The 16,796-nt window shown below is 42.9% G+C and carries 8 protein-coding genes; all 8 read left to right on the forward strand.

The window, feature by feature from the left end:
- The first annotated feature begins 49 nt into the window (after positions 1-49).
- The 8 genes from CRO25_RS01730 to CRO25_RS01765 are packed head-to-tail and all read left to right on the forward strand — an operon-like array spanning position 50 to position 16,791.
- Positions 50-5,944, forward strand: a complete 5,895-nt coding sequence (locus tag CRO25_RS01730; RefSeq protein WP_079694071.1) for a hypothetical protein — start codon at positions 50-52, stop codon at positions 5,942-5,944.
- A gap of 45 nt (positions 5,945-5,989) precedes the next feature.
- Positions 5,990-10,627: a hypothetical protein gene (locus CRO25_RS01735; RefSeq protein WP_079694070.1), complete on the forward strand. Its 4,638-nt coding sequence runs from the start codon at positions 5,990-5,992 to the stop codon at positions 10,625-10,627.
- 16 nt (positions 10,628-10,643) lie between these two features.
- The gene (locus CRO25_RS01740) at positions 10,644-11,783 is read left to right on the forward strand and encodes a hypothetical protein (protein ID WP_079694069.1); all 1,140 of its coding nucleotides are present in this window, start codon (positions 10,644-10,646) and stop codon (positions 11,781-11,783) included.
- A gap of 59 nt (positions 11,784-11,842) precedes the next feature.
- The gene (locus CRO25_RS01745) at positions 11,843-13,609 is read left to right on the forward strand and encodes a hypothetical protein (protein WP_079694068.1); all 1,767 of its coding nucleotides are present in this window, start codon (positions 11,843-11,845) and stop codon (positions 13,607-13,609) included.
- Between the two features lie 46 nt (positions 13,610-13,655).
- The gene (locus tag CRO25_RS01750) at positions 13,656-13,955 is read left to right on the forward strand and encodes a hypothetical protein (protein WP_143806503.1); all 300 of its coding nucleotides are present in this window, start codon (positions 13,656-13,658) and stop codon (positions 13,953-13,955) included.
- Between the two features lie 12 nt (positions 13,956-13,967).
- Positions 13,968-15,026 (forward strand): hypothetical protein, encoded by a 1,059-nt coding sequence (locus tag CRO25_RS01755; protein ID WP_079694067.1) that lies wholly within the window; start codon positions 13,968-13,970, stop codon positions 15,024-15,026.
- A 3-nt stretch (positions 15,027-15,029) separates the two neighbouring features.
- Positions 15,030-15,983: a hypothetical protein gene (locus CRO25_RS01760; RefSeq protein WP_079694066.1), complete on the forward strand. Its 954-nt coding sequence runs from the start codon at positions 15,030-15,032 to the stop codon at positions 15,981-15,983.
- Positions 15,984-15,999: 16 nt separating this feature from the next.
- Positions 16,000-16,791: a hypothetical protein gene (locus tag CRO25_RS01765; RefSeq protein WP_079694065.1), complete on the forward strand. Its 792-nt coding sequence runs from the start codon at positions 16,000-16,002 to the stop codon at positions 16,789-16,791.
- The last annotated feature ends 5 nt before the right edge of the window (positions 16,792-16,796 follow it).

Consider the following 16,796-nt stretch of genomic DNA (forward strand, 5'->3'; position numbering starts at 1 on the left):
GAGACTCCACTCAGGGGTTCCCTTTTTTTCATTGGAAGGGGGCAGTGACGTGAGTCAAGTAGTTAACCAGTACGATTTTACCGTTATAGATTATACGACAACTCAGTACGGCTACCTGTTCACTGTTGGAACTACAGGAAGCAGGCCTGAGGATTATCGATTTATATATATGCCTTACAGCCGTTATCCAAGTGTCCTGATGCTTGATTTCTATATGGCAAGATCGATTTCTCACGGGTTCAATCATCAACTTGTGGAAGCGATTCGCAAGGATCTTGAAGGAGAAGAACGGTTTATTGTGCTGGGTGATGCCAAACAGGGTAAAGAAGGCATTCTACCTAGATCCTCAGAAGGATCGGGCTCGACCACTAAGCAAGGCAATATTATGGATTTTTCATTTGAGATGGAGAGATCTGCGTTAATTGAAGCTTTGGAGATGGAGCATCGGCAAGAAGGTCATAGACTAAATGATGAGAAAGCATCAGCCGTCGATGAAGACATGACAGAAGGCTGGCGGGTGGATAACGACAAAGAGCTGAAGATTGTGCGAAATTTGGGTCTTACACGTAACTTTGTTAAGAATTTGGACAAGCTAGAGCCCGGCAAAATCAGTTTCAGGGTCAGTGATTTTGGGATGATTGCCGACTATGCAGATAGCGCAGAGGAAGACAGTCAATCTGAATTGGTGATTAAGCAATTAGTGTACTCCGTCAGAAATGATAAACCGGATATGGATGTGGCAGAGGTTTTCGAGGAAGTGAAGAAGATTATCGGACGATCAACGGAGAACAATTTTCTGTTGCAAGCACTTCAAGATAATCTTAGGACTACAGTACTCGGAGAAAGTATTCAGTCTCAGAAGGTAAGCAGACAAGATGTAGAACTGCTGTATCAGGACCTGCTCGGGTCAAGGGAGAGCGGTAAGGAGACATATACCGAGGAAGCTACCATTATCGGGGCGAGGATTTACAATGACCAGCAGTTATCTATTTTTTCAGAAATGTCTACAGCTTTTATTCGCCGATTTCAGGAAGTAAAGTATATGCATATTGATCGGACGAGCCCTCAAGGTACCAGAGTGTATAACACTTCCCAACTGGCTCTCATGCGAAAGCTGGGTGGTGCTTTACGAGAAACTACATTTAGTGGTATGACAACGGGGAAAATTGCTCAAGCGTTCAGGGACATTGAAGAGAGTATGTTCCTGTCCCAATTGAATCAAGCTACTCGTGACATTGAGTATGAGATCATGACTCATGAGAATGTACTTGCCAAACTGAAGGAGCGTCAGTACCCCACAGTTCTCCATACGGATATAAGAGGTGTACGCCAAGTCGATAAGAGACTGCACCTCCAAGATGATCTTGTTCAAAGCAGCCGTGATCGATATCGATCCGAGCTAGTACTTCGTCCAAGTGAGATTCTCTGGCATCCGATGCAAGCTCACAGAATTATAGACAAACATCCTTCAACTATAGAATCGGATATTATCATAGCCAAAAGGGATATAGAGTCAATTACGGATGTGGAAAGGCATTTTCCATGGGCTGTTCGAGATCATGCTGAAGAGATGAACATCATACATGATCTGACTACGGCTCAGAGAGTTTATCTGGAGAGAATGTATATTGAATATGAGCGTCCTGAGGCTCGACGGATTTATGTGGTGCAAAGTACTGTTGATCGTGATGAGGATCAGGCTTACCGGGAAAGTACAGAGTTTGGTTTCGTTTTCAGAGATCTGCAAGAAAGCAGACGGATCAGCAAAATCCCAGGGTATGTAGAAAGGGAAAGTAAAATAGGTAAACGAGTATCCGTAGAGGCTCTTGAATTACTTAGCCATCTTTCTCTAGGTGAAAGGCAGAGTAAGCTCGAAACCTATATTGAGGAAAGATTCCATACTGCAAAATTAGAAAACAGGAAACTTTTCATTCCCAACATTGAGGAAAGTGCAGACAGAAAAAAATCCTTTAATGGTTATACGACAGAATTAACAACGGCAGAGAGAGCGCTGGCCCATGATTTATGGTTACCTGAGTTTGAGGAGCATCTGGCTGAGAAAGAAGTGATGCGTCCTTCCCTGTTCGAAAATTTAAAAACGTTTGAAAAGAACGATAATCAGAAGCAATTGCATCTAACTGATAAACCACTTATATCGCACCGCGATCGTAAGAAGATGGATATGGAAGCCATTCTTCAGTCTATTCGAGATATGGGTCGGCCGACCATGATTCGAGACGAACTCTTGGACAAATTGGTTGGTGGAGGCTGGTTGGGGAATAAAGCGTACCCTGGATATCTGGACGAGGAATTCATCGTTGGGGAGATATTGCAGAACAGTCCTGCTGTCATTCTGGAAATGATGATGGAGGCTGTGAATGATGATCGTGCTTCTAGTTACTTTGACGAAAACTTCCTGGGTGGGGTTAGGGAACGGATAGATGCGTTAATCGACTGTGGGATCTTGAAAGCTGACAAAGAAGGAGCAAGGTCAGGTATTATTTCTTTTAATTTCGAAGGTGCGAAGGAATCTCGGATTGGTATTATTGGGACGGAACTTGCAGAAGCATCCAAAGATTTGGGTGAAACAATACTTGAAGATGAATCCATATCGGCTGAAATGAACAGACGTAGGTCCACTTTAGAGGCAGACGGTTTCGAGGGATTAAAGGTGAAGGAGAATCTGCATGGCGAAATTACGGAAGTAATTTATGGGGCAGATTTTAATACAAGGCCGGCTATTATTGAGGCTGAAGATCCATTAGGATACCTCATTCCAGGCGGAGGATTATTTCCAGACGACCCGGCGTATGAGGGTAGTGAGGTTGAACGTAAAGGACAAGCCTCTGCCGAGTATACGGCAGGAGCGAAATTTGAACGTGATGGAGCGATTCTTGATCATGGTGTCATGGGTTCCAGCGGGAATCGTGAAAGTGTACTTCATACTGAATTCAATATGGGTGGAGCTTCCCGCGACCGCTATGGAACCATCAATGAAGAATACACACTGGGTGGCACGAACTTGCGCCAGATGCTTTTAAACACAGAATATCTCATTGGAACGCCAAAGCTTCGTGAGGGATATTTGAAAGAACATGAGGCTATGGGAACAAGTCCAACAAGAGAAGCTCTATTTACTGATGAGTACTCCATAGGTACAGCCAAGATTAGACAGTTGTATTTTAATGAGAGTTATTCTATTGGAAGGATTGAATCACGTCAAGCAGCTATTGATATAGATTACTCTCTGGCTACATTGATATGGAGACCGTCTTTGCTTAGCAAGGATTATTCCATTAGCAGTGTAAAACCTCGAGATGGAGAAGCAGAGATTAGAAATACACTCGGTTCCTCGTGGGCAAGGGAAAGTGCGATGGATATGGAGTTTAATGCAGGAATGCGCCAAACTTGGGAATCGAATTTGGAAAGTGTCGCTCCTATTGGGAACCGGGGAGATCAGTATGGTTTGGTGCAAAATGAGTTATCTCTGGCATTTACAGAAATGAAACCAGCTGACCTTGATGATATCCTGTTGGCTGATTCAATCACACGCAAGGGCCAATTGAGCGTTGAAATCATTTCGGATAACATGAACAGATTTTCCTTCATGCTTGAAGAAAACTATTCCACAAGAATCATGAAAGATGCATCAGTCCATGAGGTTGAGAGTGAAGTGGTCAAATTACGCTTCAGTCAGTTGGATGATGAGGCTATGTATGGTGGCAAAGGTATTAGGGATGCGGACTTCATTGAACTGATTTATGAATCGATAAAGGGTAAAAAGGATTCGAAACTGGAAGATATCTTGGTTATAGGATCGAAGGGTACACGTATAGCCTTAATTGAGGAGTCCCTACTTTCCATTCATCTGTATAGAGATGCTATAAATTTCGATAATGATGTTGTTTTTGCCTACAAGAATACTCAGGATTCTTACCTTAATGAGACAACAGAGAGCGTTATAGAAAAGATTTCTAATCTTGAAGAACAACTGGTAGCGGACAAACCGCAATATGGTTATCTTTATCCTGTATTGCCACTGGGCGGTACAAATCTGAAGTATGGTGATGTCCCAGTGGAATCCGTGGGGGGCACGGGACTTAGCTATGGAGATATACCTATAGAAATAGTTGGCGGAACGAATTTGAAATACGGAGATGTTCCGGTTGAGATTGTAGGTGGGACAAACCTGAAGTATGGAGAGATTGAGAATTTGCTCTCAGCAGATAAGCCCCAGTATGGCAATATGGAAGAGAATCTGCTCGCTGACAAACCGCAATATGGACATTTGGAAGAAAATATTTTCGGAATGAAAAATGTTAAAGATTCATTTCTTCATTCACAGCTTCTCGGTTTGAAGTACGGTAAAGAAGCTGACTTGATCCAAACTATTGATTTAAATAAAGAGGGTAGATCAGCATTCCAGGATGACAACCTTTTCGGGAGGAAAGGTGAACGATGGGCATATACCCATGAGACGGTCGATGATGTAATGAAACTGCGAAATGGATCGCTGGATCAGGACATGTTTTACGGAAACAAAGAGCTAAGAGAATCCATTTTGGAGATGGAACTTGTTGCATTCCAATATAAGCAGCTGGACCTAATCCAAAGCGAATATGCTTATCTTAAAACGAGAGATGGTCACATTGAGGAGGATTCGTTCATCAGTTCCAGAATTTCTTATGAGGCTTATAACCATCAATTGGATTCTGGGATGAGCCTGTTAAGAAGCACGACTCTCGATTGGGAGCATGTCACAGCAGGGAAAGTCGATCGACATGGTCATTCACATGAGGTGGAAAGTGGAGCTACAGATCAACGAGCCGGAGATCAATTCGATGGTATCTATGGGATGACACTTCAAAGGTTTGCTTTCTCAGATGACGAGGTAAGTTATGGACATAGTTCTCCATATACAAGCTACATTGTTAATGATGGCGAGACTTTTGGCAGCAAGTTAATAGACCCAGGTTATCTCAGTAAGAATGATTTTGAAGGGATAACTGAGGAACGTGAAACTAGCATAGAGAGAGAGTTACCGACAGGAATAGCCAATGCCAGACTATCTGAAATTGAGGATCCTGATCGGCTCATGGCTTCATTTGAGAAACGTTGTTCTCAAGTCATCACAGGTTTTATTTTCGCTGAAAGGCCTGAGAAAAGAGCAGAATATTTGGAACAGTTACACGCGTTTCTTCCTGAGAGAACGACTCATCTCATGGAGATTTATCATGAAGCCAAGATGGAACCGCGTGATAGCTTCACACTGACTGATCATCCGGTGGCGCACCGTGAATCCACTGATGCTTATATACCGATGATGGATACGATGGCACAGGGACTCATATTCGATTACTCAGATGATTTGTTGGATAGGGGGATGGATCCTGAGGATTGGGAGGGAGGTTTGGGCGTTCCAGAGGACTATGATCCGAATGATCCGTTCAATGTGTACTACCCTTACTCCAAGGATATGGATGCGCTGGAGCTATCTCAGTCTGATGACTGGAACAAATTCGGTAAGGGCGATTGGGATCGGGACAGATTGATTGGAAAGTTTTATTCCAAAGAGGATACGAAGGACATCAGTGGATGGTATCGTAATAACTTTCTGGCAGAGACCTACAAGTTCTCTGTTGATTTCAAGGTTGATACGGACACGGATGGTGACGGTGCCGGAATTATATTCAAATACTTTGATGAAAATAATTATTGGATGTTTATGGTTCACGGAGGAGACAGTGATAACAGCCTGGATATGAGAACACCGATGCAGCTATATAAAATCGTAGCTGGCAATCCAACTGCAGTAGGTTCTCCGATGCAACCCTTTAAGTGGGAGAAGAATAAATGGTATACATTGTCCGTATCGGTCATGGAAAACAAGCTCCAGATCTACACGGACTCGAAATTACAATATGATCTTACGGGCACCGATTAACTCGGTGCTCTTTTTGTCGTATAGAGAGATTGGGAGGTGATTGGTATGGGTCATACATTTGGTTTGTTCTCCAAGTCACAGAAAGGTGTATTGTTCTCGAATATGAGGGCGAAGATTGCGGACGAAAGTTACGGCAACCCTAATAACCCTGCGTATTTAACGCAGAGTCCCAATGCACCAAGGAGCGAAACCGATCGGCATGGTGAAGAAAATAACCCTATTCTGGGTGATCCAGGTTACGGCCAAATAGGACGATGGCAGACGGTTCAATTGGATGCGCTGGAGAACAGTATCGATCAAATTATTGAGCAATACCTGAGAGATAAGTCATGGTATGCGAGTGTGCGATGTCGCGAAGCGTTATGGAATATGTACCGCAGGATTGAATGGTGGGTGGAACAGCAGCAGCCTCCAGACAAAACACAATATCAGCGGGTACTGCAAATGATTAAAGATTGTATTCACAAGATTCTTGAAAATGCTCAGAAGCCTGGAGGCAGCCATCATGGTGTGTCATTGCCAGTCTGTCCGGCACCCTATTACCATCATTTTAGTGGGAATTACTTCAATCATTTTGATGCAACCGTATATGAGATCCCGCTCTTTTCGATGAAAAAGGACGTACCATTCACCAACAAATTTCCTGATTTCTTTAGATATGTCTCATCGACGGAGGATCAGGAATGGGTAGCTGTCCACTCCGTAGGCCGAAATGAACAATCCGGTTCAGAGATGATCTTGAAACTGGATCTAGGGCTTCTGGAGATTGGCAACTCATCCAAAATCACATTTAACTGGCGTGTGAAGCGTTATGGACAGATCAGGTTCAAGTATCTGGCTAGTGCCAAACGCGGTAATGGCATGCTGTTCTATATTAACGGGCAGCAAGTCGGAGGCGAATGGAGTGAAAATAGCGGTTGGCAGGAAGCTGCATTTACACTGCAGCCAGGCCAGATGTACAAGTTCGACTGGCTGATTCGCAAAATGCGACCTGAAGTATGGCAGAACAATGGCATCTATATCAAGGATGTTGAAGTGGTTGAGATTGTGGATACACGCAAGCCGCCTGCGCCGAAGGATTACGATCTGGATGGCGAGGACGTATATGAGTATGGAAACTGGGTTGTAAGATCACCACAAAGTGTGGCACAGGCACATTTTAAAGGACAGTTCATTACGGATGATTTGCGTAAGAAAACCATGACAATGGACCTGGATAACGAATGTGATGGTACGATTTCATTTGCTTACAAAATGGGTGTGGATGAAGAGCCGTATCCGGATCATGATTATCAGTTGTTTTTTGATGATGAATTCGTTCAGCGGACCCAGCATGGAGATGGAGATCATGGTAGCTATGCTCGCTCAGTGCATGGCGTGGAATGGATACTGAATGGGGACTATTCAGAAACAGAGACCAACCAGGTTAAAATCGAATATGAAATTGTTGCAGGGCCGGATACGACGGTGGACTTGAGAGGTGCACTTGAAGTAACTTGTCCTTCGAGAGAGATTGATCATTGGGAACCGTTTCACTATGGACAAGGAATCGGGAAATATGAATGGTACATAACGGGAAGTCCCAGTTGGATTGATCAAGGAGATGTATTGCGTCTAGAGGAGCCGAAGCAGGGAGATATGATTGCCCAGACCACAGTACCTTTAGCGGATGAGGGGTGGTTCATATTTAGTTATAAGCATCAGTTAAGGCCTACTGAAGCGTTTGAGGTAACTGTAAATGGTATGTCCGTTCATTATACAACGATGCATGGTAACGGCGAACAAATACGTATTCCTTTGCAAGCTGGAAACAACGTAATCCAATTTCGAATCAGAGATAGTTTAACGGAAGAACCCTTTAAATATAAGTTGGACAAGTTGTTTACTTATGGTAATAACACAGGCAATACATACCGGACAACATCTCCTCTAGGTTCATATGTTGATGTGACACGTGGATGGGATGTAACCGATGCTGGAGCGTCTACACAAACAAGCGGAGATACGATTACATACAGTGCAGAGCTGAATCCTGGTGCCAAATTAAATATTAAAGAGCATATGCGTATCTATCCCGGGATGGATTACAATTATAATCCAGAAACGGGTGCAAATCGAGATGAAATGGTGTTTGATGAATTGTTCAATGATGAAGATAAGATTGATTCAAGATTAAGATTTATAGGAAGCTGGGATTGGAAAGAATTGATTCATGGTGATGGCGTGATGTGGGCGCAGGGACATGATCAGGAATTCATCTGCGAACTTGATGCGCAATTGGATAAGCCAGGTTACATATTCTGGCAATATGGTGGCGTTTTTGATCCTGGAGAAAAATTGGAGCTTCAGGTAGATGGCATTTCCGTCTGGACAGGAAATCAGTCCAATGGAAACGATGGAACAAACTGCATGTATCCTTTGCCCCCAGGCAGCCATCGTTTCCGCTGGATATATAGAGATGGGAAGTCGTATGTGCCTGGCGATGGTAACACAGGGGGATCAGGAAGCGGAACTGTCGGTGGCAACGGTAATGGTCAGTCCAATCAGCCACCCCAAAGCCCGTTTGGAGAAGTATGTTTTCCTAGTGGAATGAAAAATCATGAAATTCAGTATGGACAAAGTTCTTATTCAGGACGGTCTGAACAAACGAGTTTGTGGGGATGGAAAAATGAAGGAGCAACCTATGACGGTAGTCATAGACTTTTGGATGAAGGAAAATATATTACCCGGGATTTTTATGCTCCCGAGATTGGTAAAATTGATTATGTTGAGACGCTAAAGGTATATCCTATAAAGAAATTAAACAACACGGGTTTAAGACCCATTCGAACTTCGGACATGATGAGACAGTATTATGCCGAACCAGGTACCATTTATCAAAATAAAGAAAGTAATTATTACGGATTAAATGTGAAAAATCTATCTCCTGGGATACCGGAGACGGAGTTTGATAGTCCACATACCAAAATGATTTTTCAACGATTTTACTGTGAAGGCGAGTTTAGCATTGATTTTAGATATATTTGTTATCTGAGAGATAAGGATCAACAAAAAGCGAGATTTAGGGTGTATTTTTATCCTGAATCTGGTACAAAACAACGAATACTATTAAACGAAATTAATAACAGAGGGAAAAATAACGGGAAAGTGAATTACAAGAATATAAGTGCTACTGACTGGAATACAGCAGCGACCTTTTCTGAAACAGTTCCTAATTTGAAAGCAGGATATTACTATATCTGCATTGGCATTACGGATACTTTTGGTGACAGTGATCAAGATAAAGATGGTTTTCTCTACCATGCTTCTATTAAGAATCTATCCATTAAAACAAAAGACTCTGCTGGATTGAACGGCGGCAATCTGGTTTATCCTAACAGAACGGATAGTGAGACGTATGTATTGGTTGATTTGATCGATAAAACTACAGGTACAACGCCTTACTCCTATCGTTACCCAGCAAGTAATGGAGAGATACAGACGTACTCTATGGACTTTTCTGCTTATACATTACCTGGTAAGGCATACACGGTAAAATACAGTTTACACAAAGCTTCAGGTGCTTCAGGAGGCAGCGGTTTAGATGCCGGTGGGTTCACGCTCAGCGGAGGGCGCTTCAAAGAAACATGGGATGCTTACTGTAAAGATGCTCAGGGACTATTGTATCGAGAAGGAGAGTCCCCTCACCCGGGGGAAGATTCATGGAATCCACCTGGGCCAGGTACAACTGCGCCGGATGGCGGGAGTCACGCTTGGCTTGATGTCATTCGGTTATACAAAAATACGAGCAGAGCTTGTCCAGGCACAAGAATTGTCATTGAAACCTTTGAGGACGGTCAATTACTAGGTCCACCACAGAACGTGACGAATGAAGATGATCAGATTATCTCCATTGAAGTTGAAAACACCTCAGATCAGAAGAAGAAATACGAGGTTCGCGTTCGATTCGAGCAGGGATGTGCAGGAGACGGTGCAATGATTTGGGGTGGTTCGTTGCACTTGGATGATATTGATAAACTTGATCCATCATGGGCAGAAGTGACCCATTTTGAGGTGTGGAATAATAAACCGATCTGGATGGGCGGCTGCGATAACAGTAATATGCGCGTAAAAATTACACGTGAAGACGGAAAAGTGTTATGGGTTGAAACGTATTACGGGGATGGATACCGGGGCTTCGAACTGAATGATCTGGCTCCCAAGCCATATAGCAAGTATAAAGTAGAGATTACCACAGATCAGAAGGGGCAGATCAGCGACTGGACGGGAAAGCGATACATGACCACCTTCCGGGTTCATGACTTCAAAGCTTACGAAAGATGGGTATGGGTACCTGAGCCGTTTGATTGTCAGCTGGATTTCTTCATCGATAATGTACTGATCAAAACATTCACTCAAGAGGGTGGATACTATTCCTTCTCACATCCGGTGCCCAAAGGCAAACATGAGTTCAAATGGGTGTTCACCTCACTTCAGGAAGTAGGTACACGTAGTTACGAATACGCGAACCTGGACTGGATGAAACTGACCAACTGGATCTGTGATGACGTCTATGTCATTCCTTACTGCGAAGGTGGAGGTGGAGACCAGTGTGTAGAAGCACTCATCAAGTGCTTGCTGGAAGTTTGGAAAGCAAGGCCTAAGATGTGTGTGATTGGTAAGCGGATCTGGCTATTCACGTAATGAAAGGAGGATCTTTATGGGTGTTGCAAGATTGATAGAATCAGGCAGGATTTACGAGGAAGACTTCACCAATTCCAACTCCAGCCTTGATTTTAAATGGGAAGTGCTGCCTAACGACCCTGCCCGCTTTGAAGCGGGTAGAGGTAGCTTATTGCTGAAACATGGCTCCGATCCACTGTATATGTTCTACAAACCTTTAACGGATATGAAGCAATTCGTGATGGATGTGAGGAACAGCTACAACCCCGATACGGAGGGGTGTTATGGAGGCGTTGTCGTTTTTGTGGACGAGCATAATTTCATGGAGATTGAAGAGTTTCTAGATATGTCTCTGCCAACGCCTTTGTTGAAAACCTATCCATGGATTCGGTTAGTACGAGACTACAACTATTATACGGCATATTGGTCAGATGATGGCTTGCTGTGGAACATTATGGGTTCCGTTGAATTGGCGGGAGCGCCCAAGATTGGTCTCTATTTAAAAGGGGATGGAGATCATCCAATGCAAGTTCAGTATATTCGAATCAACAAGGGGACGTTTATTGCCGTAGATAATCTGACCAAAGGAACTGTGGTAGATCTGATTGACAAGAATGGGATTGTGCTCGAATCAAGAGTATGTCGGTCCGAGGAAACGGTTGTGCATTTTGATATGGGGCAATATTCGTATCCTTTTGAGGGGAATTTTGGGGTTAAGCTTCCCGATGGTAATCGTTTTCAGGCCATGGATTCCATAAAGCTCTTTCGAGGTGACCAAATGTATTTCGAGGTTACTCCAGATTTATATTATAAAGAGTCAAATCCTGAAACCGGGGAAGATTTCGATGTCCTCCTTTACCCAAATACGGATCGTTTCCTTGGTTATTTAACAGCAGGTGGTTCTGCAACTCAAGAAGTTCGAATGTTCGCCAAAAATCCCATGTTGTCAGGAGAATTTAAGGATGTAACCTTTGCGCTTACAACAGGCACGGAAAAAGTACAAATTGCGCCTGACGTTGGAGGTATCCCGGGTGCTTTCAGTTACTCAAACACGGCCTTTAGCATTTCGCCGGGAGCCTCCTATCCATTTTGGCTGCGAATGGAAAGGGAAGAATCACAAGACAGATATGCCTCCCAAGTTAAATTTTCTCTCCAAATGTATTCGACATATATCTAGCTTAATTTTAATGGAACCATTACGTATAGATTATGTAAGGCAAGAATGGAGGTGGTCAAATGTCAGTAAGAATTAACCAGTCTCATACATCATCCGCCAGGAGTCATAAGGAACTAAGTGATATCGGGGTTAGAACGCATACTGAAATTGATTCCTATCTTGCAGAATTGGATGACGCCAGAGGTTCTAAGGTTAGTCTGGGTGATCGAATTACCCTAGTAGAAGAATCTGCAAAGGTTAGTCGTGATAAGGTAAATGATCATGAGCAGAGACTAGGCGATGTGGAGACTATAGTTACTTCGAACAACTCACGACTTGATGATGTTCAGCAGGATATTCTGACGGTAAGAGCAGATGTCAACGTCCTTTCGAAGAATCAGGATGATCATGAGAAAAGATTAAGTTTGGCAGAGATAGAAATTAAGGAAGCACATGGAGAAGAGGTATCGATAAATCAACGGTTTGATACTTTGGAGAAGGTCATTGAGGTTGTATCTAAGCAGCCCATTCAGGATTTCGCCATTACGAACCCCACATATCTGAGTATGTATAACAGTGTTCAAGTTACGATTAATGCCGGGAGAGCGAGTATCAACAAGGTTATTGTAGATCAATTTTCCCAAACATTTAGCATTCCGGACATCACAGCAAATACATCTTATTATATTTTTCTGCATGAGGATGGCAGGTACTCCTATAGTATAAAAAAGGAGGAACCGCAAGATGCCATAATTATTGGTGGACTTGATGTTGGTGTATCACCAACGACTTCACTCACGGCTATGGATTTTAGATATTTCTTAACTAAGGGCTCTATCGAAAATGACATGTCTGCACTAGGAGAACGCGTATCTAGTCTGGAAACAACTGTTGGCATGCATACCACAACGATCGTTACACATGATGCAGAGATCAAAGCCATGCAAACCGAATTGGAGACCACTTCAAAAGAGGTTGTTGTTTCACGGGAAGATAAAAATGGAGTCGTCTATGATGCTCTTAAAGACAGACTCGATAACATGCAGAGCCGACTTGAATTAGCTGAAAGCCGAGGTACCATGGAACATCAATCGGTATTTCACTTCACTTCGTCTCCTAACAGTAGATTGTCGATTACCAGGGATTTTCAGGTACCTCGATACGTGATTGGTTCAAATTCCGCAGAGGTATTTCTGGACGGAATACGCATGGATGTAGGGGACGATTACATTGAATATAGCGATACGCTTATTCGGTTTAGATTTGATGTGCCTAAGGAAGCTAGAGTAACTGTCATTGGTCGAGGGTCTATCATTAACACGACTTCGGTAACGGATTATACCTACTATCCCGATGGAAAAGTACATAGAGAAAAGATTAATGGAGGAATTAATCGCACGATTGAGTACTTCTATAGCATGGATGGAAACCTGGAACGACAAGAGATTACTGAAAGTAGCGGACAGATCAAGTCCATTGAGTATCAGCGAGATCTTACAGGTAAGGTAATGAGGGAAATTAACAATGGAGCTGAGTATTACGTGCTTCAAGGGGGAGATACCTTCGATGATACGGACATCCGCAGAAGAATTGATTTTCTTGAAGGATCTGCGCTGGAACTAGATGTCGTATATAACTATTATTCAAATGGTGACATCGAGTCCGAGGAAGTGTTCTCTGTGAACGTGACACCGCAGCTTTTGAAAAGAACATCATTTACCTACAATACGGACGGTACGGTGAAGACCGAAACCATGATTTATGACGGCCGGGCAGTTCAGAAAGCGTTTGAATATGACCCAATCGGTAATATCAAACAAGTAAAAATCAGAAAGGTTGTGATTTGAAGTGACGAGGACTGTACAGGATGTCAAATTTGCACTCCATACCATTATGGATAAGTTAGTGGGTAATCATTCGGAGCCGTTCAATACAGAGGAAATTGAAGTACTGATTTTTGCTTTTGAAAGCCATATTCTGTTTGATAATGTAGCACATAAGTTTTTGTCTTCGCTTAAAGGAATAGTTGAAATTTCAGATTTAAATTCAAATAAGAATAATGAAGAGCACCAATCACCAGAAAGTAGAGATTTTTTATTTCTTCAAGAAAGAAGCACGATGGTTAAAACGCTTCTTCTAACTGTTATTAAAGAGAGCATTCTTCGAGAAATGAGTATTCGATTCGGTAGTTAAGGGGGGGAAATCATGGCTGAAAATATATTACTCGGACCATTACGAAGATATGAATTCTATTCTTACTGTAACAACTTTATTTCTGAGCTACACAAGACAGTAACTCAAGATTTGTATGGAGATATTCATTGGGAGTGGTCATATTATAACAATAATGAGTATGCTGTACCTAAAAGTTGGAATTCTACGGGGCGGACTTCTACTAATCAGGGGACAATTACCGCGAAGAATGTAAAAGACCCAAGTATGTTCTTTACAATTAGCATGAATTTCTCGCGTTTCTACACGAATTACGATTATGTAGATTACAGCAGAAGTTATGTTTGGCGAGTAGGTTTACGAAACAATGGGACTGAAATCAAGCCAGACTTATATACAGATGTTGGTCACATGACAGAGATACCTTTGAATACTTGTATTCTGGATGGAGGAACTCGTAGTCACAATGCAGTTAACACTTATTATAAGTGGAATTTGTTCATCACGGAGCAGTATATTTTCCTCTATGGAGAACCTCAAGCAGGAAATCAGGCATATCCAGTAAGACTATACATGGGAAGATTAATGGCTCTTGAGAATGAAGATCCACTTATTGCAAATGACTTTGTTGGAGTTTTTAGTCACTATCCTCTCGGCCTGAATAATGATGATGATGAGCTCATGTATAGGGCAGGACGAGGTTATGTGCGTTCTTCACGAAATGGTAAGCCTAACTCTTTATACCATTTCGCTACAAGTTCTCAGGTTCCGTCACCTGGAGTAGGGGGAAGATTTTTTATTTCTCCATTTTATGTTTGGCATGATATAGAAGGTGTAAGAGGCGAGTTTTATGGAGTGAAGACAGCAGTTCTTAGAGATTCAAGTATGTATCCAGATGGTTCGATTCTCGATCTCGGAGATGAAAGGTATTATGTCTTTCATACCTTGTCTCAGCAGAATCCACCAACATATCAAGGTTGGGCCTCTACAGCAGGTGGATTTTTCTCAGGCCAACCCTACTTCTTTGATTCCCCTTTACTTCTCGGTGGCGGACAGCGAGTGCTGTTGTTCGAGATTGAAAAGGAGGTGTAATACATGACAATGATACGCAGACACGAGTTTACCAGTACCTTGAGTGTATTTGCTTCAACACTTGTTAGTACGTTAAAAGATGCGCTGGATCCTTATTGGGATACGATATATACGGCTGAAACGACCTATGCCAACTGGGGGAATGCGCTGCTTACTAATAAAAAAAATTCATCCATGCGTTTTACGATGTGTGTATGGGCGCACGCCAAAGGAGTCAATATTCGTTGGGGACTGAAGAATCTTGGAAGCAATGTAGCATCGCCAGATCTATTCGTAAATCCCCCAGTAGACACAGATAAATTCATGTTGGAAACTCCCTTTTTGTGTTATAACGGACAGTATAATGTGAACTATAAGTGGTCTGTGATTACGAATGAAGATATCTTGTTCATCCACGGGGAGAGTCTAAATTACCCGGAACGAGCTTACCCAGTACGGATATTTCTAGGTAAATGCCAGTCATTAGAGCAAGAAGATCCCGCAATCGCCAATAAGTTCTATGGTATATTCCCGCATATGCCTTTCAATACTTCAGATAACAACACAGCAGATCAATATGATACACCAAGGGGTGTCGTAATGACTTCCCGGAATGGAACAGAATATGCGCTATACAACTTTGGAACGGAGTCCATTCCTTCTCCAGGTGTCGGCTCAAGGTACTATGTCACTCCGTTCATGGTGTACCACCCATTGGAAGGAGCGCGGGGCGAATTTAAAGGCATGCGGTCCATTGTTTTCAAAAACAGTGCGCAGCACCCGGACGGATCGATACTCGACCTTGGTAATGACGGTAAGTATTATGTGTTTCATGTCGTGGATCAAGATTATCCCAATACGGATTATGGACGGTATTACTACAATACGAATCAGGTTGCTGTGTATGGCAGGCCTAAGTTTTTTCACGGTGCCAGACTGCTTGGTGGCGGGCAAAGGGCATTACTTTTCCAAATCTAGGAGGTGCTTATGAGGTATGGCCAATTTCTCAGGTAGAGTTAAAATGAATGAATTATTCGCAAATATGGTGCAGGGGTTTAAAACGATTGCGGGTTCGCCCTGGTCGATCTTTTATGAAACAGCCAGTGTGATCGTGCTCAAATCAGTTGGTACGACAGGTACAGACAAGTTATTCTTCCGACTCGAGGTTGGAAATACGAAGGGGACTACGGGGAATAAACTCACAGTGAGCGTATGCGAAGATGTAATGGCAACAGACGGCAGCATCCCGGTGGGCAGAACCGAAGTGAAAAAGGACTTTCTATGTCATACCAGCAATGTGGACACGAATCTATTGATTGATTATCAGGTTTCCGTCCAAGCGAACCGAATCATTATTTATTTGCAGGGTGATGTGAACTCGGTTACAGGGATCTCTAATCTAGGTTACTTCGGAATTTTGAACAGGTATGCCACAGAGGCGGATTCCTCAAGTTTGGGTGTCGGCCTCAGTTACAACGGGGATAACGGCATCCGAACGTTAAGGGATAAAGACAAACAGATGGTCAACAACATCTATGATGCTTATTCTGCAATGCTTCCGGTTAATCCAGGTTGGGGTTCTCTTTATCATCTTGCCCCGGTTATTATGTGCAATGGTGTGGAAGGACCAAGAGGTGAGCTTATTGATATTTATGCTGTACCTTCTGCCGGTGTTTCTCATGGAGATGAGATCAAAGTAGGGACCAAAACATATAAGGTGTACTCGTTGTCCATCGGTGGACAGAGCTTCTTATCAGGCGCTACGGTTGCTGTTCTGATGAATTAAGGTGG

Origin of the sequence: Paenibacillus sp. RU5M, from assembly GCF_900221055.1 — a bacterium.
Lineage (GTDB): Bacteria > Bacillota > Bacilli > Paenibacillales > Paenibacillaceae > Paenibacillus > Paenibacillus marchantiae.